The following is a 23,208-nucleotide window of genomic DNA, read 5'->3' as shown; positions in this document are numbered from 1 at the left end:
AATCAGGAAGCATGGGATAAAAAAAGACCTCCCGTAGGAGGTCTTTCAAGCCGTAGCATTAACCTTGAAGCTGCAATGCTGCCTTTACAAATTCACGGAACAAAGGCTGCGGACGATTCGGACGGGAAGTAAATTCCGGGTGGAATTGTACCGCCAGGAACCACGGATGCTCAGGAAGCTCCACGATTTCCACCAAGCGCCCATCCGGTGAAGTACCGGAAATACGAAGACCCGCTTTTTCAATAACTTCACGATATTCGTTATTGAATTCGTACCGATGACGGTGTCTTTCGTACACCAGCTCGTCGTTGTAGCAAACCGAAGCCAGGGAGCCTTCCACCAGTTTGCATGGATACAAGCCAAGACGCATCGTACCGCCCAGATCTTCGATGTCTTTTTGGTCGGGAAGCAAGTCAATGACAGGATAATCCGTTGCCGGATTAATTTCCGAGCTGTTGGCTCCTTCGAGACCAGCCAGGGAACGTGCAACCTCAATGACAGATACCTGCATACCCAGACAAATACCGAAGAACGGAATTTTTTGCTCCCGTGCATAACGAATGGTACTAATTTTGCCTTCAATTCCGCGATCGCCGAAGCCACCTGGTACGAGAATGCCGCCAATGCCGCCCAGCATGTCAGCTACGTTCTCGTCCGTCACTTCTTCAGCGTTCACCCAACGGATTTTCACGTCTGCATTCGCATCAAATCCAGCGTGCGAAAGTGATTCAACCACACTTAAATAAGCATCATGTAATGCAACATATTTACCAACAATAGCAATTTCAACCGTTTTATCCAGCTTGCTGATTCGATCAACTAACCCTTCCCATTCGGTCATATCTGGTGCAGGTGTTGTCAGCTTGAGATGGTTAACTACGATTTCGTCCAAGCCTTCTTCACGTAGGTTCAACGGAACCTCGTAGAGGGTTGAAGCATCGCGACATTCTACCACTGCATTCGCATCAATATCGCAGAACAATGCAATTTTAGCCTTCATATCGGAGGACAGTTCATGCTCTGTACGGCAAACAATGACATTCGGTTGGATGCCGATGCTGCGCAGTTCTTTTACACTGTGCTGAGTTGGTTTGGTTTTAACCTCACCAGCAGCTTTAATATAAGGAATGAGCGTTACGTGAATATACATCACATTTTCGCGCCCAACTTCGCTTTTGAGCTGACGAATAGCTTCCAAAAATGGCAAGCTTTCAATATCGCCCACAGTACCGCCGATTTCTGTAATAATTACGTCCGAACCCGCTTCACGGCCTGCACGGTATACGCGCTCCTTGATTTCGTTCGTAATATGAGGGATAACCTGCACCGTACCGCCCAAATATTCTCCGCGACGCTCTTTGCTGATTACGCTGGAATATACCTTGCCCGTTGTGACATTGCTGTTCTTGGACAGATTAATATCAATAAAGCGCTCATAGTGTCCCAAGTCAAGGTCCGTTTCCGCACCATCATCCGTTACAAACACTTCACCGTGCTGGTAAGGACTCATCGTACCCGGATCGACATTCAGGTAAGGGTCAAATTTTTGAATCGTTACCTTCAGTCCCCTGTTCTTCAAAAGCCTCCCCAGTGAAGCTGCCGTAATCCCTTTGCCCAAGGAAGACACAACCCCGCCTGTCACAAAAATATACTTTGTCACTGTTCAAAACCCTCCTAGATAAGATGCAAAAATTCAGGCGACATTATGATGTTATCGTAACCCGTTTGCACGGATTATCATCCATGAAGAAGGCAGCGGAATCATTTTCCATGTCCGCCGCCCTTAGCCTTCTTTCATGAGTGAAAACACCCCTATAAAAAACAAAAAAGCACTCCCGTAGTACGGGGCACTTTTATAAAAAAAGCAAACATATAAGTGAATCAATCATAAGCCCAAGCAATAGTTTACCCCGTGTCCAATCCGCTGTCAAGGAAGTTATATGTGTTAATTTGTCCATTGAACCAGATTGGAGAGAATCCACCTGAAAGCTTTAAATCAGAAGAGGTTTTCAATAAAACGGTCATGAAAAAGGGGAGAACGCATCTCCCCTTGCAGCCTGTTCCTAACGAAGTGAATCGTCGTCTTCCGTCGACTCATCGTCATTTTCATCTTCTGAATCTTCCTCATCACTGAGGTCCTCGTCGTCTATAACCACGTCTTCATCACTATCATCATCATCTTCTCCGTCGAACAGCTCGTCTTCGCCATCCTCGTCTTCGCTATCTGCATCGAAGTCGTCATCAGAGTTGTATGTTTCTTCTTCATGATAGTCATCTTCGTCGTCATCGTCTTCGTCGTTAATAATACGAGGACGCTTGGCGCCTGTCAGGGCATCTTCGGATTTATCTACCGGATACCAACGTTTCAAGCCCCACAGATTCGTACCGACACAGGCAAAACGCCCGTCAATGTTGATTTCAGTATATAGCTGAGCAATAACGTCATTAATTTCTTCGTCGGACAAGCCGCGCAATTTGGCGACTTCCTTCATCAGGTCACGGTAATAATACGGAGTATTGGCTGCTTTCAATACCATAAATGCCAAGTCCACCATTGGAGTCTCGTGGACTTTCTCCGGGTCAATCTTCAAGTTGAGTGGGGTACTCACCTAGGGACACTTCCTCTCACACGTAATTCACAAGAACATGTTTCAGAGCATACACGATACATGCAATACTAACATATCCATTATCAAAACTAAGTAAAACCTATTTGGAAGCAAATTGCAAGTTAAAGATGGGTATCGTCATAATTTCCAGGAATATCCCTCTAAACAAGACGGCACACGTAAAAAGACGGGGTCCCCCCCGTCTTCGACTGTACCCGCTTCGGGAGAACCCCCCAAAGTTGTTGCACAAGAGCTTATGCCCTCCATGTATCGTATGTGTCCACAGCCACTTTGACACGACAAGCAGGCCTATTTACTTAAAAAAGGGGCAGGTTTCCCATGCCGCAGCTGACGCTTGCTCATACAATACCTCAGCATGGCTCATCGGAGGGGGACCGTCTCAAATGGACTATCCGGATTTTTTGCAGCGTTTGCATGAGGGTATTTCGGAGCCGTCCGGCAGTGGACGGAACAAACAGATCATCACGTTCGATAAGCCTCACCAATACCGGGAATGCCTGTCCTATCTCAGGAAGCTGAAACCCGAGCTTGCGGGATTACGGCAAGTACAACCGGCTCGACTAATCCGTGCTTTAATCGCTCCGCTTTCAGGGGGAGACAGGCTGGGCAAATATCACAACGGTGTTACCGTTGAAGAAGATACCCGCATGAAGGTTCACGCTGAAACTGCTCATATACCAAAAGCAGAAAAGAACCTTTCCATGCCATGGGGAGTCAAACAGGTACGTGCATACAAGGCTTGGCCTTCCTCGACAGGGAATCGGGTCAGAATCGGTGTGATCGACACAGGAGCGGATTTTCAACATCCTGATCTTCGCCATTCTCTCGCCAGAGGTATTAATTTGCTTAACCGAACCATGCTACCCTATGACGATAACGGCCATGGTACTCATATTGCTGGAACTATCGCGGCGTCCAACTATGACGAAGGTATGGTCGGCGTAGCACCACGGGCTTTAATTCATCCCGTAAAAGCATTTGATCATAATGGAGCTGCCTACGTCTCCGATATCATTCTTGGTATCGACTGGTGTGTATTAAATCGTGTCGATATCATCAATATGAGCTTTGGTATGAAGTCGCGTAGCAAGGCACTACTTGATATGGTGAATAAAGCATATCGTAACGGCATTGTGATCGTAGCTTCCTCGGGAAATGAGGGCAAGCGACGAAGTATTGACTATCCAGCTCGCTATTCCCAGACGATTTCAGTGGGGGCTACCGACAAATACAGACGCATCGCGCCTTTCAGCAACCGGGGGCAATTTGTAGACGTGTACGCACCTGGCGAAAAGATCACATCCTCCTGGATCCATGGCAAGCATCACGAAATGAGTGGTACTTCTATGGCTACTTCCCATGTGACCGGAAGTATCGCACTTCTCCTTTCACTGAGGCCGGAACTGGAGCCTGGAGAAATCAAAGCGCTGCTTAAGCGTAGCGCCACACCGCTCCGTCTGCGTAAAAGCGCCGGACGTAGCTCTATCTCAACCAAACTTGGAGAAGTCGATGCCTTCCGATTGATGCAGGAGGGCACAAAGTGAATCATGTGGTGATGCTAAACCTCTAGTGTAGCGCCCGGCTCCAGAGAGTGAACTTTTCTGGCAGGACCTTCACTCCCACTATTTCCTTCTCTTATTAACTCATCTCGTACCAGGTCAGTCTGCAGCTTTGGCGCATGAACGAGTACAACCTGTTTGCTAGGCAGCTCCTTCAGCATTTGCCGCACATCTGATAATCCCTGATGCACCTTGTAAATCAAATGCCGAGCTACACAGTTGTTATTTTCATCCGCACGTTCCAACAGATGTTTGCCAAAAGAACCATGTGGAGCATGCCCGGTCAATATAACACTGTTGCTAATTCTTTCTCCGCTATCATTCTCCTCCACGTTGCGGTTATCCGATAGATACTGATAGTACCAGCGCGCCTGTGGGGAATCCATCATGCCGTCTCTTGTTATGATAATAGCCGTTGGGTTCTGTTCCAGCAAACTCACTCGTTCCGCAGCATCACGTGGCACGAAGACCCTGTCACTGTTTAGCACATGTTTTATTCGTGCTGGGGCTTCCGGACGCAGCCATTCTTTCCAGCGGTTTAACTGTTTCAATCCCTGCCATATGTCGTGCTCTACAATCATTGCCTGTTCAGGGAATTGCTCGCTAGCCCATACGATCATGTCCTGTCCTCTGCCAAAGGCAGGCACCGGCAACAACACATGACCACCAGACCATAATATCCGCTCCATCTCGACCCTCAGCCGCTCCAGCTTAACAGGCTGCGGGTCTATATCCATGCCATAGGCATTGTCCATTATGGATATGTCCGCTAGATTGGGCTCTGACTTCCATTCAGGCAGGTCATATAGCCCCTCCCCAAAGCCCAAGTCTGGCGCATCGGCAGCAAGAAGCTCAGATTCGCGGCTGTAGTCTCCAGAAAAAAACAACCGCTTCCCTTCCATTTCTACCACATACCACACTGCACCAGCCAAATGTCCACTGCGTCCCCACATGATTCTCACACCCGGACAAGCCTCAAGCCATTCTCCTGCTGGCGCTTCATCTTCTAAATAGCGATAAGCAATGGATTGGACATCGCGCTCGTCGTATGGCAATTGTCCTCCTCTCGATTCAACATAAGTATGCCAAGAGCGAAAATAGGAGCCTAACTGCTCGGTGGTCGCTTTGGTCGTCCAGACCACTCCCCGGTATCCATACTTGTACAGTAAGGGGAGCGCCATAGAATGATCCTCATGTGCATGAGACAGCAATACAGTGGTCAGTCTCTCCGCATTTTGCGGCGGAAAAACCGGATATTGTCCGGTTCTTTCCTTCTTCACGCCACAATCCAGCATGACGTGATGCTGGGTTCCTTCAAAAACATAGCAGGAGCGGCCATGTTCGCCCGCTCCTCCCCAAATCCTAAGCTTGGTCATGATCATTTCCACTTTCTTTGCGAGTTTAAGCTTTCCATTAAGATCAGCAGCAGTGTGGTCATTCCGACCGATATGACGGCCATCGCCATCCCAAGGGACACCTGCCCCTGCTCAAATTGTGCAAATATGTAGGTTGCAGACGTCTGAACGGATGGCGGCAAAATCAGCAACGATCCTACCAGTTCGCGTGAAGCAATGGTAAATGTCATCATCCAACCAGCGAGCATTCCCGGTACAATCAGCGGCAGTACAATCCGGCGGAATATGTAAGACGGTCTCCCGCCAAATACCTGTCCCGCCTGAAAAAGGCCAGTGTCCACCTGCGTAAAGGCGCTTTTGACATACTGCACCGTATAAGGAACAAACAAGATAACATACGTCAGAATGACCATGCCGTATGTGTTATACAAAGGGATCGGCATCCATGGTGAGTTCCACCACAAAATCAGGCCAACCACCATAACAATTCCCGGAACCGTGTTCGGAAGCAAGCTGAATGCATCAACCGTCCGTTGGACTCTCGTGCGTGAGCCGCCAATGACAAGCGCAAACCAAGTGCCCAGCACCACAGCAAGCGTCGAAGCGCCCAAAGAGAGAAATACGCTGTTCAGGAGCGCCTCCATGCTCTCTGATTCCCAAGACAGCAGTTCCTTGTAAGAGTCGAGCGTCAAATTATCCCAGGCAAGCCCCATTCCCCTCAGCTTCATCGTCGAGGCTGAAAGAATTGAAAAATAAGGGATGCCAATGGACGCAATGAGCAACAATAGAATGAATGCAACACTCAGCCCCGTAGTCCAGCCGGATATACGGAGACGGGACGGACGCGAACCTTTACCCCCTACCAGCCTGTACATAAACTTTTGGTTGATCACCGATTGCGCGTACCACATGAGCAGGCAGGCGGTTAACAGCACCGAGGCCATTGAAGTCGCTTTGCCAAAATCTATGGGCCAGCTGGAGATATATTTGTGAATTTCCGAAGTCATGACCTCATACCCGATACGTCGCCCAAACGTAGCGGGGGTGCCAAACTCGGCAATCGTTTTAACGAAAATGAGCAACGCGCCCATTCCGTAAGCTGAAAGCAGCAGCGGTAAAATGATTCGACGGAACCTGTACAGAAAGTCGCCGCCCATTACGGCACCCGCCTCCTCCAGACTCCCGCCAATCCTCACCAGCGCCCCGCGCAGCAGCAGGTACAGGAATGGAAACAGATGCAGGCTCATGATCATCACCATGCCACCAAGACTAAAGAAGGACGGCGTTAAGAAATGCAGGTCCGGGAACAACTGCTCCAGATATCCGTTTTTTTGCATAAACAGAATCCAGCCCATGGACCCGATATAGGGCGGGGTCATAAATGGAATCAGCAGCACGACATCCAACCAGCGCCAGTGTGCAAGGCGAGTGTTGGACATGATCCAGGCTAACGGAAGTGCAAGTACCGTCGTTCCTGCAATCACACAGATGCCTAACCAAATCGAGCTGAATAGCACTCCCGCAAATGGTGAAGCAGCTAACGTTCGAAAAGGCGCCTCCCATTGAAATTCCTCATCAATATACACACTTTGGATAAAGATTTGCAGCAACGGCATCATAATCAGGAAAAGAAGCGCGATCAGAGCCAGCGTCAGACACCACGCTCTGATGTGTTTAACGGATAAGCCTCCCATCGGCTTATTTGAACATTTGCGTGAACTTCTTCGTCACGTCTGATCCGTGCTCGCCCATCCATTCCCAATTGGTCTTCAGCAATGGGATCTCGTCCAGGTTGGCACGCTTGTCAGCTTTGATATCCGTGCGGCCCGGGAGTAAGGAGGCATCAGCAACTAGTTTCTGTGCGTCGTCCGACAACAGATAGTCAATAAATGCCTTGGCATTCTGCTCATGCTGCGTTGACTTGAGAATTGCAGCAGGACGTGGGCTGATGACGGTTCCCTCTGTCGGATAGACGATGTCAATCGGCTCGCCTTTGGCTTTAGCCTTGTAGGTCATGTAATCGACCGCAGCGACGACAACACCTTTAGCTCCGGTAATCACGGGGTCCAGCGCTTCCTGATTGGCACCAGCCATAGCAACACCGTTAGCCTTGTACTGCTCGAACAACGTCCAGCCTCCATCGCCCTTGGCGCTCAGATAGCCAGTCATAAAATCCAACGCTGAGCCGGACAGGGATGGATCGGGAATATTAACCTGATCCTTGTACTCAGGCTTTGCCAAATCAGTCCATGAAGTTGGTGGTGTTTTCACCAGCTTCGTGTTATACGCAATTCCCAGAGCAGAAGCACTGGTACTGAAGTAGTTGCCTTCCTTATCGGACCAGTCTGGATTTAGCTTGTCTGCATTCTTGGCATCCGGATAAGGCAGCGTGAGTCCTTCCTTTTTCAAGCCTTGTACAGACGGAAGCGATGCCAGCACAACCACGTCCGCTACCGGATTCGTCTTCTCGGCTTCCATACGGGCCAAAATTTTCCCTGTCGTTCCCTGGAACAACTCTACCTTCACTCCGCTCTGCGCCTCATACCCTGCTACCAGCTTTTTCGCCAGTCCATCCGGGCCTGCGCTGTAGACCACCAGCTTCTGATCAGTGGACGCCGCTCCTGCTTGTCCTGCTGATCCATCGGCTTGCGCCCCATCCTTGGATGGCGTAGCTGTTCCACAACCCGCCACAGCGAGTCCAAAAGTCAGTGTTAATGCGAGCATCGTCCCTTTTTTCCATCCTGTACGAAGCACATGCCTATTCATCATCTTATATATACCCCTTTTCCCTATGCTTCAAGTTGGTGGATGTGTTGCGGTGATACCCAAATGTGCATTTGTTGACCTATGGGCAAGCGGATGGAATGATATGCAGTCCATTGCTCGCCGTTCTCGGCTAGTATACGAATTTCATAACGATCGCCGACATAGCTGACATGCAGGATCTCTACTGTAAAAGCATGCTGATCCGCTTGCTCCTGTTCCCAACGGACATGTTCAGGACGAAATAGTGTCCGTTCCGACTCCAGCCAGTTGGATTTGCCAATAAACCTCGCCACCTCTGGATGTGCTGGGCAACCGTAGATCACCTCCGGTGTTCCGGTCTGCAAAATATGTCCACTTTTCATAACAACCACTTCATCAGACATGGACATGGCCTCGATCTGATCATGGGTGACATATAGGGCGGTCAGCCCCAGATCGCGCACAAGCGACAGCATCTCAATGCGCATCTCCTCCCGTAGCACCGCATCCAGTGCACTGAGCGGCTCGTCGAACAAAACCAGTCGAGGCCGGATAGCAACCGCTCTTGCGAAGGCAACCCGCTGCTGCTGACCACCGGACAGCTGATGAGGATACCGATCCTCCATCCCTGACAATCTGACCATGTCAAGCGCCTCCAGCACCACTGTCCGCAGTTCCTTGTCTCGGGCGCTGGCAAACCCTTTCCCGCGCTTGCCTGCACGCAGGCCGAAGGCCACATTTTCAAACACCGTCATATGCGGCCACAACGCGAAATCCTGAAAGACCATACCAAAGTGGCGGAGATGCGCGGGAATATCCTTTTTGCGTTCAGCCGAAAAAAGAATTTCCTCTCCCATCGTGATTGTGCCGGTATCCGGTGTCTCCAGACCAGCAATCAAGCGCAAGAGCGTTGTTTTCCCACAGCCGGACGGTCCGAGCAGTGTTGTGAATTTGCCCCGGCGTACGACCAGATTCGTCTCATGCAGCGCTGTTATTTGGCTGAAGGTTTTACTTAATCCGTGAATATACAGATCCTGATTCATCGCATTACCTGCCTGTTCTTCTGACTGACCCCAGTGTAAAACTTGAATTCGCAAGCTGTGTTATTGGAAAGTTAAAACAAAATTAATTATTTCAATGAATTGTGTTAACACTCATAGATTTAATCTATATAGAGGGGATTGATGCTGCTACCCATACAAATAGGCATGATTGTTCGATTAACCTGAAAGCGAGGCATTCTAAGTGAATTTAAGTCTTCTAAAGTTACATATTGTAGAACTGCTGAATAAGCACCATAAAATTACCACGGTCGCCGAGCTTCTTGGCTTAAAGCAACCCACTGTTACTTTTCACATGAAAAACCTGGAGCGTGAATTCGGCGTAAAGCTGTTTGACACACGCATGGGCAAAATCATCCTAACGGATGCTGGAAATGCGCTGCTGCACTATGCCAGCAAAATTAATGCACTGGCTGCTGAAGCTGAGCGAGTCGTCCGCGAGTTCGATACGCTCCAGCGGGGAAGCATACGTATTGGCGCAAGCTATGTGCCCGCTACCTACCTGCTCCCTGCTGTGCTGCACCGCTTTGCCCGTGAGCAGCCGGGCATTCACATCGCCTTGTCTGTGAAAACTGCGCCCGTGATCAAGGACATGCTCGCTCGTCACGAAATTGATCTTGGCATCATTTCGGCAGAGCCGTTTCAATCCCCAACGCTACTCTCAGAATCCTTGGGCGAAGATGAACTGATGCTCATCTGCTCACCCACTCATCCGCTCGCCAACGAAACCGATTTGACACCCGAGCTTATCGCTTCTTCCTCCTTCGTATTACATGGCAAGGATTCCAGCACACGCCACGTGACCGACAAATGGCTGGAGCGTGGGAGTCGGCGACTTCCCTCCTATCTGGAGTTGGATTCACTGGAAGCCATCAAACAGGCGGTTATGCTGGGAGAACACATCTCCTTTGTCTCTCGCATTGCCGTTCAGTCAGAGGTTGAGCGGGGCTTACTGGTTGTAAGACCTATTCCGGGGCAGTCTGTTGAGCGGTATATTTATATGGTCAGCAACAAAGACCGCCATCGCTCGGCGCTCATTCACAGATTCACCGAATATTTATCATGGAACCAAGATTAAATCTTACCTGTCATATAGAAATTATGTCTTTTTTTTACCGGAGTACCCTCTTGCTTTGACATACGACTGACAATACACCCGTAAAGTGTAGCGTGTAACCTATTCGGACGAACAGGAGAGGATGAAATGAAAACAGGCCTTCGTATCACCCAATTGATGTCGGTAGTAACTCTGAGTGCAGTATTGCTCGTAACAGGATGGAAAGGAGCAGAACCGGTACAAGCTGCCGCCAATGCCACACCAAGCTATGAGGTGAAGCTACTACTGGATACAGCTCAGGTGCTCAATGCGGATGGCTCATTAAAAAGTGGCATCGTGAACGAGTTTCAAATTAGCGACGATGCACAACGATTGAGCGTCGAGTATTTTGATACAAATTCATTGCAATTGAATGACGAGGGCTGGAACGTGAGATTTCGCAAAAAAGAGGACAAAAAAAATTATGAATTAACCTACAAAAAACGCTATACGGTCACAAACGGAAATATCGACGCGGCGCTCACCCAAGCGAATAAAGAAGGGTTCAGCGCATCTGATGATAATTATGAGGCTGAGGTGGATTGGGGATACAGCAAGCAAACACTAAGCTTTTCCAATGATAAAAAAACAAACGCCTCCAAAGGATTAGCTCTGCCTTCCCCAGATCAAGCATTAAAGCAACTACAGGATAATCTTCCGGGCAAGCTGCAAAACTGGAAATCCAGCAACTGGGGCAAACAAACCTTGGCAAACTCCAGAGTACGCGGTCCTGTACAGGTTAGTAAATATGAAGGTAGCTTTCAGGGATTGGATACCGACGTTGAAATATGGCCTATCCGTAGTGCAAACGGGTCAGGTACAGATACCATCATCGAAATTTCTTTTAAAACCTCGGACTACAACACTGCCGCCAGCAACCGCACCAAGCTGATGAACCTGTTGCAATCCAAAGGATGGCTGGTTCCCGCCGATTCCCTGAAAACGAATTTGGTACTGGAACGCTACTAAGCTAATCCAACATAAAAAGGAACCGAGGCGCCAACCTGTTGAGAGTGGCGCCTCGGTTCCTTTTATTATTATTTATATGACTACAAGGTCATGATGTTAAAGTTGCTTGCTTACATACGTTCCGGTGCAGACACGCCCACCAGCTTCAGTACGTTGGCAATGGTCGTGCGCACCGCACCAAACAACGCCAAGCGTGCCTGCGTTTGAGCGGCATCCTCTGTAATGACGCGCTCTGCCTTATAGTAGCTATGGAACAATGAAGCCAGCTCATAGACATAGCGAATCATACGGTGTGGCGCAAAGTTTGCAGCCGCCACCGATACTTCTTCCGGCAGCTCGCCGATTTTGCGGAGCAGATCGTATTCATGCTCAGCCGTCAGCTTGGACAAGTCAACTTCTGCCAACGGCAGCACAGCGATACCTTGCTCTTCGGCTTGACGATATACGCTGCATGCACGTGCGTGCGCATATTGTACGTAGAATACTGGATTCTCATTGGAAGTGGAAATCGCCAAATCCATGTCAAAATCCAGGTGCGAATCCATGCTGCGCATAGTGAAGAAGTAACGGATCGCGTCTACACCCACTTCTTCCATCAGATCTTCCATCGTCACGGCCTTGCCGGTACGTTTGGACATTTTTACTTTTTCCCCATTTTGGAACAAGCTGACCATTTGGGCAATCAACACTTTAAGCTTATCCGGGTCATTACCCAGTGCTTCCATTGCTGCCTTCATCCGTGGAATATAGCCATGGTGATCCGCTCCCCAAATGTTGATGATCGTGTCATACCCACGAGCATATTTATCGCGATGGTAAGCGATATCCGGGGTCAGGTACGTATATGTACCGTCATTTTTGATCAAGACACGGTCTTTATCGTCGCCGTACTTGGTCGTATTCAGCCATGTAGCTCCGTCCTTCTCGTAAATCTCCTCACGGTCACGCAGCTCATTCAGCGCTTTAAGCACTTCACCGTTTTCATACAGCGACGTTTCGCTGAACCAGGAGTCAAAAGGTACACGGAACAGCTCCAGGTCGCGCTTGATCTTGTTTAGTTCCTTTTCCAGACCGTAGTCACGGAAATAAGCAGCACGATCTCCCGGTTCCATGGACAACAGAGAATCGCCCTTTTCAGCCACCAGTTCCTTGGCAAACCCGATGATATCCTCACCATGGTAACCATCCTCCGGCATCTCTGCAGGCTGTCCCAGCTCCTGCAAATAACGCGCTTCAATAGAGCGGCTCATGTTGTAAATCTGGTTGCCCGCATCATTAATGTAGTATTCACGAGTTACTTTGTATCCGGCAAAATCAAGCACGTTGCAGAGAGCATCCCCTACGGCTGCACCACGTGCATGACCTAAGTGAAGGCTACCTGTCGGATTGGCGCTGACAAACTCGATTTGTACCTTTTTGCCTGCACCTTCCTGTATACGCCCGTAATCTGCCCCCTGCTCCTGCACTTGTCCAATGACTGCATACAGGTAGCTCTTGTTCAGGCGGAAGTTAATAAAACCCGGTCCAGCGATTTCCGCACTTTCAATAGAAGCGGAAGCTAAATCCATATTCGCGATCAAATCTTCAGCGATTTGCCGTGGGTTCTTCTTCGCAATGCGGGTGAGCTGCATCGCAGCGTTGGTAGCCAAATCACCGTGTGACTTGTCCTTGGGCACCTCCAGCGTAATGGTCGGCAGCTCTTCACGGCTCACGATTCCGGCAGCCAGCACCGCCGCCTCGATTGCTAAAGTCACCTTTTGATTAATAAGTTCCAGTGGATTGCTTGTCATGATTATTGCTCCTCCTGTATATGCAAACTGATGGCAAAATGCCCCGAGAAATCCTCAAATACGTACAGATCATAGGTCCAGCTCACATGCCCGCTGAATCCATCCATCCGAATATCGAGCTTCTGCGTATGCGCAGACATGTTCAGGTTTAAATAAGGCGAGCGGTAAAATCCAGGCAACCTGCGTCCCAGCGCAAACGACTGCTCTGATTGTACCTCACCGTGACGAATCAGCTTTAGCTCATCCGGTCCGATTTTGACTGTGTTCCGTGTCGTACCGCCCTCAGGACTTTCTTGCGGCTCATCGTACCTTATATATAGATGCTTCCCACGCACAATCGCTTCTCCGGGAAGTTCCTGTACCACATCTTCTCCGTCATGATGACTATGAAGACGGATTCGGACCTTTGCATTATGTGGCATGTATTCAAACTCCATTCTATTGCTATCCTACTGTACTACTATATCCAGTTCCCGATTGCAATTCAAATGAGTTTTTACAAAAAGATGCTTTCATCCAAAAAATTTAGCTACCTTAAGTCAGCTCCATCAGATGCTTGGCTAAAACTTTCAATGAATCGAGAGGCTAGAGAAGACATGTATTTATCCTTCATCCAGACAGCCGCCACACGCGTATGCAATTCTTCACACATAATTTCCTTAACGATTAACTGGTTATTGCTTCCGAGTGACAACGCAGACCGCGAAATCATACCGATCCCCAGCCCTTCATTAGCCCAATGAAGCGTGGTGCGAGCATCATCGTTTTTGCAGAAGATATTCGGCTCAAAGCCATGCTTTATACAGGTATCGTGGATCAATTGTTCAAAGCGGCGATAAACGATGAGCGGCCTGCTTTTCAAGTCAGACAACGGGATGGTCTTCTGTTCGGGGTTCCAGTCATGTTCTTCTGTCATCACTGCGATCATCGGTTCGGAGGACGCATATCTGCACCCTAAATCAGTGGTATTAAAAGGGGTTCTGACGATACCGACCTCGACAATTCCTTTGTTCAAAAGATCGAGAATCCTAAAGGTATTTCCCTCATGAATTTCAAATTTTACACCCGCATAGGTTTTATGAAATTCGGAAAGCCTGTCTTTCATTAGGGCTGCGCCGGAAGAGGAGACCGTTCCAATGGTAAGCGTACCCTTCATCCCCAAGGCAAAATCGTTAATTTCTCTCGTTGTGGCATCTGTCAGCTCCAGAATCTGCTTGGCCCTATTCTGTAAAATGATGCCGGCCTCCGTCAACTGGATGCTTCGCGAGCCTCGATGCACGAGCTTTACACCAAGCTCTTCCTCCAGTTGAATGAGCTGCTGACTTAAGGGAGGCTGCGCGATTTGCAGCTTTTTGGCTGCCGCTGTAATCTGTCCGGCCTCTGCGATCGCCAAAAAATACTTGAGATGTCTCAATTCCATCATTATGGCCCTCCGGTACTGATATATGTAAAACCTATACCTCTAATATATATTAAATATTATTCATATGGTTGGGGATATGACATAATCAAATTCAGATATGCTATTGCGGCATGAGGCTATATACATTATTTAGGTTAGGTGATGGTTTATTTGCTGAAATTTGCTGTTTTTTTGAAACCCTATAAAAAGGAAACGATTCTTGGGCCTCTATTTAAACTGATTGAGGCCATCTTGGAACTATTGCTGCCTACTATGGTTGCCTTAATGATCAATCATGGTGTAGGTAAAGGAGACACCCATTATGTTTGGCAGATGGGTCTTTTGATGTTACTCATGACTATACTGGGCTTTGGCAGTTCATTAGTGTGTCAGTTTTACGCAGCCCGTGCCTCCCAAGGATTCGGAACTACGCTGCGCAATACGATGTTTAAACATATTTCATCGTTTTCTTATGCCGATCTCGATAAGTTCGGTACGCCCTCGCTCATCAACCGGATTACGAATGATGTCAATCAGCTCCAAACGGCTGTAGCAATGCTGATTCGTCTGGTCATTCGAGCTCCTTTTATTTGTATCGGGGCTATTATCATGTCCATGATTCTGGATTTCCGCCTGGCTTTGGTGCTGTTGGCGGCTACACCAGTTCTAGCTTTGATCCTGTATGTGGTCATTACGAAGGCTTCACCACTGTATCGTCGGTATCAAAAAAAATTGGATAATATCGCCCTCGTGCTAAGCGAAAATCTTACAGGCGTACGGGTCATACGCGCATTTGCCAAAAGAGGCGCTGAACGAGTTAAATTCAACGCCGCTTCGGATGACCTGACTCAGACCGCTATTCGTGTCGGACGTATTTCTGCTTTGCTAAGCCCTGCCACCTTGCTGGTGGTAAACGGAGCTATTATTGCAATCCTGTGGATCGGCGGCATCCATATCCAATATGGATCACTTACACAAGGGGAGATTATTGCCTTTATTAATTACATTACGCAAATTTTATTAGCTCTGATTGTGGTGACCAATTTAATTATTTTGTTCACCAAGGCTGCCACTTCAGCAGCGCGGATTCAGGAGGTCCTAGACACGCAAGCTTCGATTTCCGACACTGCTGCTACTTCTACTTCTATAAACAGGGAGAAAACAAGTGGGCATGGCGCTGTACCAGCCATCTCTTTTGATCATGTTTCCTTTGGATACAATAAGACAGGACAACTGGCACTTAGTGATGTAGTCGTAAACATCTATCCCGGTGAGACGGTCGGCATCATCGGAGGGACAGGTTCGGGGAAATCCACTTTTGTGAATCTCATTCCCCGTTTCTATGATGCGGTAGAGGGTCGTGTGCAGGTTGACGGCATCGACGTTCGGCAGTATAAGCTTGAGCAATTGCGGCAGAAAATCGGTATTGTTCCTCAGAAGGCGCTGCTGTTCACTGGGACGATAGCGGATAATATCCGTTGGGGACATGAACACGCCACCGACGAGGAAGTCGCTCAAGCCGCAGCAATCGCGCAAGCGGATGAATTTATTTCTAACTTGCCGGAAAAATTCGATGCCCCGATCACCCGAGGAGGACTTAATCTATCAGGCGGCCAAAAGCAGCGACTTACCATTGCCAGAGCTATTGTAGGCAATCCGGAAATTCTGATTTTGGACGATTCCTCAAGCGCACTTGATTTTGCAACTGACGCCGCCCTCCGGAAATCGCTACGGGAAAATAGCACCCGCATGACTGTCCTACTGGTCTCGCAACGAGTAAGCAGTGTACAGCATGCCGATAAAATCATTGTATTTGATGAAGGCCGGATTGTCGGAATCGGCACACATGATCAGTTGATGAGCAGCTCGGAGGTATATCAGGAAATTAATCGCTCCCAGCTCTCAACGCAGGAGGTGGACCAATGAGTGGCAAGGAAACCTGGAGAAGATTGTTAACCTATGTCGGTCAATATAAAACAACAACATTTTGGGTCATCGTCAGTGCGATTCTCAGCGTGCTTGCCAGTCTGATCGGACCCTACATGATTGGTCAAGCTATCGACCACATGGTGAATAAGGGAGCAGTGGATTTTAAAGGTATTGTACAGATTCTAGCTGGATTAGGCGTTGTATATGTTGTAGGCAGTCTGTTTAGCTGGCTGCTCACGTATTTGACGAACCGTATTGCTTTTCAGACCGTAAATGATATGCGGCGGGAGTTATTTGATCATTTTAATATCCTTCCGTTAAGCTTTCATGACACTCATCCGCAAGGAGACAGCATTAGCCGTTTTGTGAACGATATGGATGCTGTGTCGGATGGATTGCTGCAAGGCTTTTCCACCTTGATTACCGGGATTATTACGATTATAGGCTCCATTGTACTCATGCTGTATATCAGTCCGATCATGACGTTGGTCGTATTGGTGTCTGCCCCGATCACATACGGTGTGGCACGGTTCATTACGACAAGGTCACAGCGTATGTTCCGCGAACAGGCCAAAATTTTAGGAAGCCTGAACGGTTACGTGGAAGAAATGATCGGCGGGCAACGGGTAGTTACTGCTTTTCATTATGAAAACCGCTCGCTTGAGGAATTTTCCGCCAGAAACGAACAATTGTATCAAGCCGGGGTGAAATCGCAGTTTTACGGATCATTGTCCAACCCCTCTACCCGATTGGTGAACAACATGACTTTTTCAGTCACCGCCATGATTGGCTGTATTTCCATTATTTTGGGTGGGATCTCGGTAGGTGGATTGTCGAGCTTTCTGATTTATACCAATTTGTTCGCCAAACCCTTTAATGAAATTACGGGTGTTCTCACCCAGTTCCAGGCAGCCACGGCTTCTGCTCAGCGCATATTTGCGATCTTGGACTCACCGCCAGAGCAGCCGGAAAAATCGAACGCCGTACAGCTGGAGCGCAGCAAAGGCACGATTCTTTTTGATCATGTCAAATTCTCCTATAACCCGGAACGTACGCTCATTACGAACTTTAGTTTAGAAGTTAAGCCAGGCACTCGTGTGGCCATTGTCGGGCAGACCGGAGCTGGCAAAACCACACTCGTCAATCTGCTCATGCGGTTTTACGATGTGGACAGCGGCTCGATATCCATCGACGGGGTGAATATCAACGACATGAGCCGGGACAACCTGCGGACTAACTTTGGTATGGTGCTTCAAGACACATGGCTGTTCAGCGGGACCATTCGGGACAATATCGCTTACGGGAAGCCGGAGGCCACAGACGAAGAAGTCATCGCGGCTGCAACAGCTGCCAATGCGCATAGCTTCATCAAGCGACTGCCTCATGGCTACGATACGGTCATCAGCGGTTCCGGCGACAGCCTGTCGCAAGGCCAAAAGCAACTGCTCACCATCGCGAGGGTTATCCTGGTCGATCCACCTATGCTGATCCTGGATGAAGCCACCAGTAGCATAGACACCCTGACAGAAGCACGTATCCAAAAAGCATTTATGAAAATGATTGCCGGACGCACCAGCTTTGTGATCGCCCACAGACTATCGACCATCCGCGAAGCGGATTTGATTCTATACATGAAAAATGGCGATGTCGTCGAAAGTGGTACCCATGAGGGACTGCTTGCCAGCGGGGGTCATTATGCCTCGCTCTATAACAGCCAGTTCACTCCAGCCTAGCACTGCGGCTTGAGGGGAAAAGTCGATTGCTCTTATGCAATCGGCTTTTTTTGTTGTGACACAGGAAGAAACAAAGAATGCATCTCCAGCAAAAGGCCGCCGATCTTCCATCGGCAGCCTTTTAGGTTATATCAAATTTTGCTTATGTAACCCATCGAATGAAACATTCCCTGCCTAGACGAAAGCAAAACTCAAATGCCTGCCCCCCTAGCGGTTGGTTGGTCCATTTGCTCACTTTCCTGAAAATCCCTGCGGTATAACCAGCCGATCAAAACGGCAATGGTCGTCATAATCGCAGCCAACAAATACACCTGCACCATACCAAAACGATCTGCATACCAGCCCATGAATAACAAGGACAGACCGAAAGCGAGATTTGTAATCACATCAATTCCCGCCATCACTTTGGGCAGCTGGGTTGCCGGTGCACTGGTTTGCAGCAAGGTGCGGCGAATAATGCCCGCCATTTGAACAGGTAAGCCTGATACAGCAAAAAGAATAAGCGCAGCAACGGGGATTGTATTCAGCGCAAATACAATGGTAATCAGTACATACACCAGCAACGCTCCGAGCATGTACAAAAAGCTGTTCTTTTGCAATCGCTTAACCAAGCCAACGACAATCAATCCACCCAAAATCGTGCCCGAAAAAAAGGACGCATTCATAAAGCCCCACCAGCTCGCATCCCGATGCAGCACTTGGCTGACGTACGCCAGAATAAATACCCCAAGCCAGGAGACTCCCCCAATACTATCCACACTATCAACGATCATCAGTGAACGAATACGACGGTTGTGCCAAATGATTGTCCAGCCTTCCCCAAGCTCTTTCCAATGGGAGCCTTTTTCCTTTGCCTTTGCAGGCTCTACTGCATTTGTCGAGGAATCCGGAGCTTCAAGACTTAATTCCTTCTGATCCAGCGGATCACGAATGAAGGACGTGACAGTTACAGCCACGAGATAACAACAGGATGCAATCACAAGCGTATTCAGGGAACCCAGCCAAGCCACAATAATTCCGCTCAGCGCCCAGCCTGCACACCTGACCACCTGATCACTGACCGCTACCATGCCGTTGGCACGCATTAGCCCTTCACCCGTAGCCAAACGGGGTACAAGCGCATTACGCGCAGGATTGGTCCAGCCATCCAGAAAAGACATACCGAACACCATCACAAAAATAAATAGAAACGACCTCTGCTCAGGTACAATCCACAAATAAAGCAGCAGTAGCGTAAAAATGACAAACTGACCAAACTGGGAAAATAGCAACACTCTTGTTAGCCGAAATCGGCCAAGGACGATTGGTGCAACGAGCCCACTAAGCACTTGGGCAGACAATCGGAACAGCGGGATTAAAATAGTCGTCATTAAGGAATTACTTGAGCTGAACACCAATACCACTACACTCAACATGTAGATGATATCTGCTACATTGGAGATCGTCTGAGACCCCCACAGGTAATAAAAAGAGCGTCTGATCAAAAAAGTTTCCCCCTCTTTGGTACATCGCCGATTTATGTATTTCCATAACCAAACCGTCCCTGTTGACATTACAAATCTGTTAAATGTCTGGTTTTTTGTATATTCTACACACACCCTTAAATTTCCTTCTTTTATCTTAAAAGGAAATTCAGTGTCCAGTATGCTTTCATGGCCATTTTTAAATCTTATTCAACACAAAAAAGCGCCTATAGCGCTCCTTTCCGCCCAAAAACAGGCAATAAAGAACACTAAGACGCTTTTTCTTAAAATGTTTACTTCGTTAAATCCTCTACAAACTTAGGTAGTACAAACGCCGCTTTGTGCAAACGCGGACTATAATATCGGGTGTCCATCTCTGGAATTCGGTTTTCGTCTACTTCGAGCGGATCATACTTCTTACTACCCAACGTGAATGTCCATAGACCACTCGGATAGGTTGGAATGTTCGCACCATATACACGCACAATCGGGAAAATTTCCTTCACATCCTTGTTAACCTTCTGAATCAGATCTGCCTTGAACCAAGGATTATCCGTTTGTGCAACGAAAATACCGTCTTCCTTCAATGCTTCAAAAATACCTTGGTAAAACCCACGCTCGAACAGCGGGGCTGCCGGACCTACGGGCTCCGTCGAATCGACCATAATGACGTCGTATTCATTTTTGTGTTCAATAATGTGCATGTATCCGTCATTGACCAGCACTTCCACATTAGGCTCGTCCAGCTTTCCTGCGATTTCAGGCAAATATTTTTTGGAATATTCTATCACCTTACCGTCGATCTCCACCAATACAGCCTTTTCCACTTCAGAGTGCTTGATGACCTCACGAATAACGCCGCCATCGCCACCACCCACAACCAAAACCTTTTTCGGATTCGGATGTGTATTCAAGGCTGGATGTGCTACCATTTCGTGATACACAAATTCATCCTTAACCGTTGTCATCACCATGCCATCCAGAACAAGCATATTGCCGAATTCCTCTGTCTCGATCATAGCCAGATCCTGAAAATCTGTTTTCTCGGAGACGTAGGTTTGTTTGATTTTTGCTGTTATGCCGAAAGAGGGAGTCTGCTTCTCCGTAAACCACAAGTCCATCATTCCAACCTTCTTTCTGATCAAAGTATGTGTCCGGCAATCCGGTAGCATAAACATTGACTTTCCTTATATCAGTAACACGCAAACGCCAAGTTTGCTATATTTATTGTACCAAACACATTGGATTTTCACACTTTTTGCATTATAAGCGATACCTGAATGGGCTTCAAAGGCAATTTGAAGATTTAATCTTGTTTTTAAAATAGATACGTATGTGCATCTGATGAATAGACGCTTTCGGATTGACTATACTGAGAACATCAACTATGGAAGGAGGTGGCATGATGACCGATACGACCGGACGATCCCCCAAGCGTAAACCGCTTTGGCTTCGATTGTTTCAAGGACTGATGTCTCTCACGATTCTAACGGTCATCGCCGCCTGCATCCTGCTCGCCTATTTGTACACGACCAGCCTTCCGCTCGCGGATACGGATCGGAATTCACGTCTGCTCGATAGTCAGGGGCAAGTCATCGCCACTTTCTCTGCTGGAGGCAAAGAATCCATTCCGGTCCAGCTTGATCACATTTCACCCGATTTGATTGCAGCTACCCTGGCTGTGGAAGATCGGAAGTTTTACGATCATTTTGGCTTTGATTTCAAAGGTCTGGGCCGGGCGGTAATCGTTAATCTGACCCGCTGGGATATGTCGCAAGGGGCCAGCACGCTGACTCAGCAGCTTGCACGCAATCTATACTTATCTCATGAGAAAACGTGGACGCGCAAGGCCAAGGAGGCTATCTATACCGCACAGCTTGAAATGAAGTACACCAAAAATGAGCTGCTACAAATGTATTTGAACGAAATTTACTATGGTCACGGCGCCTATGGCATTGAAGCAGCTTCGCAAATGTATTTCGGTAAATCCGCAAAGGATCTGGACTTGGCCGAAAGCGCCCTGTTAGCAGGTATTCCGAAAGGGCCAACCTACTATTCACCGTATAATCATATGAAAAATGCAAAGGATCGGCAGAAAATTGTTCTGGACTCCATGGCGCTTATCGGCAAAATTACACCGGCTGAGGCCACCAAGGCCTATGAGGAAATGTTAGCCCTGCGGCCCGAGAGCCAGCGTCGGACAGTGGAAACCGCTCCCTGGTTCCGCGATTACGTCCGCCAGTTGGTGACACATCAGCTCGGGATTAGCGAAGGGGTGCTTGAGCATGGCGGCCTGAGTATTTATACCACGCTGGACATGCACATGCAGCAAGCAGCCGAGGCGGCTGTAAACGAAGGCATGAAGAACAGCAACGGACTAGAAACCGCGTTAATCTCCATGGACCCGCGCAACGGGCATGTCAAGGCCATGGTCGGCGGAACGAACTATGTCGGGAATCAATATAATCATGCGCTGGCCACAACCCGGCAGCCAGGCTCCTCCTTCAAGCCGATTATGTATCTAAGCGCACTGGATTCCGGCGAATTGACGAGTACGTCCAAGTTCGAAAGCCGACCGACGTTGTTCCACTACGATAACAATCGCAAGACCTATAAGCCCAAAAATTTTGGAGACAAATATTTGGGCGAAATAGATCTTCGGCGCGCAATTGCGGCGTCCGATAATATCTATGCCGTAAGCACCATTTTGAAGGTGGGAACGGATAAGGTCATGGATCTCGCCAGCAAAATGGGCATTACAAGCGAGCTCAAGCCCGTACCTTCGCTAGCGCTGGGTGTGTCGCCCGTCAGCCCGTTCGAGATGGCCTCGGCCTTCTCGGTCATCGGCAGCGGCGGGCAAAAGGTGGCTCCGGTGGCAGTGCTGCGCATCACCGATGCTGCCGGGCGATCGCTGTACGAAGCGCCCCAAGCCGCGCCCGTGCAGGTGGTGAAGCCCGCCTCCGCCTACGTCCTCACACGCCTTATGGAAGGCGTGTTCGAGGAAGGCGGCACCGGCAACCGGGTCGCGAAGCTGATCAAGCGCCCGGTTGCCGGCAAGAGCGGCACGACCAACACCGATGCGTGGATGGTCGGCTTTACCCCCGAGCTGTCCACCGCTGTCTGGGTCGGCTATGACAAGGGCAAGGACATCAGCACACAGGATGCCCGACGGGCGGCTCCGATTTTTGCGCAATATACGGAGAAAGCGCTGGAGAATGTGCCGCCCAAAATCTTCCCAATCCCTGACGGCGTAGTCAGCGCTTATATTGATCCGGCCAGCGGCAAACTGGCTGCACCGGACAGCCCGGATAAGCGGCTGGAGGTATTCGTCAGCGGCACGGAGCCGAAGGAGACGCTATCAGGGCAAAGTGATCCACCGACATCCACACCAACCGACCAAGCGGAGCGACAAGCCGAAAAGAAATCATGGTGGGGCAATTTTAAACGTTGGTGGATGGATTAATAGCAAAAAAGAC

Annotated in this window: 17 protein-coding genes; 6 read left to right on the top strand and 11 right to left on the bottom strand. The window is 48.7% G+C overall.

The window, feature by feature from the left end; genetic code table 11:
* Positions 1–58: 58 nt before the first annotated feature.
* Positions 59–1,660, bottom strand: a complete 1,602-nt coding sequence (locus MKY35_RS00685) for a CTP synthase (RefSeq protein ID WP_039275105.1) — start codon at positions 1,658–1,660, stop codon at positions 59–61.
* A 403-nt stretch (positions 1,661–2,063) separates the two neighbouring features.
* Entirely contained in the window at positions 2,064–2,609 is a 546-nt protein-coding gene (gene rpoE, locus MKY35_RS00680; RefSeq protein WP_029514893.1) for a DNA-directed RNA polymerase subunit delta, read from the bottom strand.
* Between the two features lie 404 nt (positions 2,610–3,013).
* Here rpoE and MKY35_RS00675 point away from each other — a divergent pair, with 404 nt between their 5' ends.
* On the top strand, positions 3,014–4,174 hold the full coding sequence (locus tag MKY35_RS00675; protein WP_342445313.1) for a S8 family peptidase: 1,161 nt from the start codon (positions 3,014–3,016) through the stop codon (positions 4,172–4,174).
* Between the two features lie 14 nt (positions 4,175–4,188).
* Here MKY35_RS00675 and MKY35_RS00670 read toward each other — a convergent pair whose 3' ends face one another.
* The 4 genes from MKY35_RS00670 to MKY35_RS00655 are packed head-to-tail and all read right to left on the bottom strand — an operon-like array spanning position 4,189 to position 9,332.
* Positions 4,189–5,571, bottom strand: coding sequence for an MBL fold metallo-hydrolase (locus tag MKY35_RS00670; protein ID WP_342445312.1), 1,383 nt, complete (start codon positions 5,569–5,571; stop codon positions 4,189–4,191).
* Positions 5,568–7,238 carry an iron ABC transporter permease gene (locus MKY35_RS00665; RefSeq protein WP_342445311.1) on the bottom strand — a complete coding sequence of 557 codons (1,671 nt, stop codon included), beginning with the start codon at positions 7,236–7,238 and terminating at the stop codon, positions 5,568–5,570. The genes MKY35_RS00670 and MKY35_RS00665 overlap by 4 nt, the downstream gene beginning before the upstream one ends.
* Before the next feature lie 4 nt (positions 7,239–7,242).
* Complete coding sequence (locus tag MKY35_RS00660) at positions 7,243–8,313, bottom strand: ABC transporter substrate-binding protein (RefSeq protein WP_342445310.1); 1,071 nt, start codon at positions 8,311–8,313, stop codon at positions 7,243–7,245.
* Between the two features lie 20 nt (positions 8,314–8,333).
* Complete coding sequence (locus MKY35_RS00655; protein WP_342446578.1) at positions 8,334–9,332, bottom strand: ABC transporter ATP-binding protein; 999 nt, start codon at positions 9,330–9,332, stop codon at positions 8,334–8,336.
* A gap of 202 nt (positions 9,333–9,534) precedes the next feature.
* Between MKY35_RS00655 and MKY35_RS00650 the strand changes: the two genes are divergently transcribed.
* Entirely contained in the window at positions 9,535–10,428 is an 894-nt protein-coding gene (locus MKY35_RS00650; RefSeq protein ID WP_342445309.1) for a LysR family transcriptional regulator, read from the top strand.
* Between the two features lie 126 nt (positions 10,429–10,554).
* Positions 10,555–11,415, top strand: a complete 861-nt coding sequence (locus tag MKY35_RS00645) for a hypothetical protein (protein WP_342445308.1) — start codon at positions 10,555–10,557, stop codon at positions 11,413–11,415.
* A gap of 110 nt (positions 11,416–11,525) precedes the next feature.
* On the opposite strand, the gene argS is transcribed toward MKY35_RS00645, so the two are convergent.
* From argS to MKY35_RS00630, 3 genes are all read right to left on the bottom strand, one after another.
* Positions 11,526–13,205 carry an arginine--tRNA ligase gene (gene argS / locus MKY35_RS00640; RefSeq protein WP_342445307.1) on the bottom strand — a complete coding sequence of 560 codons (1,680 nt, stop codon included), beginning with the start codon at positions 13,203–13,205 and terminating at the stop codon, positions 11,526–11,528.
* A gap of 2 nt (positions 13,206–13,207) precedes the next feature.
* Entirely contained in the window at positions 13,208–13,642 is a 435-nt protein-coding gene (locus MKY35_RS00635; RefSeq protein ID WP_080658551.1) for a DUF1934 domain-containing protein, read from the bottom strand.
* A 92-nt stretch (positions 13,643–13,734) separates the two neighbouring features.
* Positions 13,735–14,625, bottom strand: a complete 891-nt coding sequence (locus MKY35_RS00630) for a LysR family transcriptional regulator (protein WP_342446577.1) — start codon at positions 14,623–14,625, stop codon at positions 13,735–13,737.
* 153 nt (positions 14,626–14,778) lie between these two features.
* Here MKY35_RS00630 and MKY35_RS00625 point away from each other — a divergent pair, with 153 nt between their 5' ends.
* Together MKY35_RS00625 and MKY35_RS00620 are read left to right on the top strand one after the other, a co-directional pair.
* Positions 14,779–16,533: an ABC transporter ATP-binding protein gene (locus MKY35_RS00625; RefSeq protein ID WP_342445306.1), complete on the top strand. Its 1,755-nt coding sequence runs from the start codon at positions 14,779–14,781 to the stop codon at positions 16,531–16,533.
* Complete coding sequence (locus tag MKY35_RS00620) at positions 16,530–18,269, top strand: ABC transporter ATP-binding protein (protein WP_342445305.1); 1,740 nt, start codon at positions 16,530–16,532, stop codon at positions 18,267–18,269. Before MKY35_RS00625 ends, MKY35_RS00620 begins: the two co-directional genes overlap by 4 nt.
* A 191-nt stretch (positions 18,270–18,460) precedes the next feature.
* On the opposite strand, the gene MKY35_RS00615 is transcribed toward MKY35_RS00620, so the two are convergent.
* Positions 18,461–19,753 carry an MFS transporter gene (locus MKY35_RS00615; RefSeq protein WP_342445304.1) on the bottom strand — a complete coding sequence of 431 codons (1,293 nt, stop codon included), beginning with the start codon at positions 19,751–19,753 and terminating at the stop codon, positions 18,461–18,463.
* A gap of 272 nt (positions 19,754–20,025) precedes the next feature.
* Positions 20,026–20,853 carry a polyamine aminopropyltransferase gene (speE, locus tag MKY35_RS00610; RefSeq protein WP_342446576.1) on the bottom strand — a complete coding sequence of 276 codons (828 nt, stop codon included), beginning with the start codon at positions 20,851–20,853 and terminating at the stop codon, positions 20,026–20,028.
* 284 nt (positions 20,854–21,137) lie between these two features.
* Here speE and MKY35_RS00605 point away from each other — a divergent pair, with 284 nt between their 5' ends.
* Positions 21,138–23,195: a PBP1A family penicillin-binding protein gene (locus tag MKY35_RS00605; RefSeq protein WP_342446575.1), complete on the top strand. Its 2,058-nt coding sequence runs from the start codon at positions 21,138–21,140 to the stop codon at positions 23,193–23,195.
* Positions 23,196–23,208: the final 13 nt, after the last annotated feature.

The organism is Paenibacillus sp. FSL L8-0638 (assembly GCF_038593075.1).
GTDB lineage: Bacteria > Bacillota > Bacilli > Paenibacillales > Paenibacillaceae > Paenibacillus > Paenibacillus polymyxa_D.
Note: the sequence above shows the minus strand (reverse complement) of the source record. Positions and strands in the feature narration are given on the sequence as shown.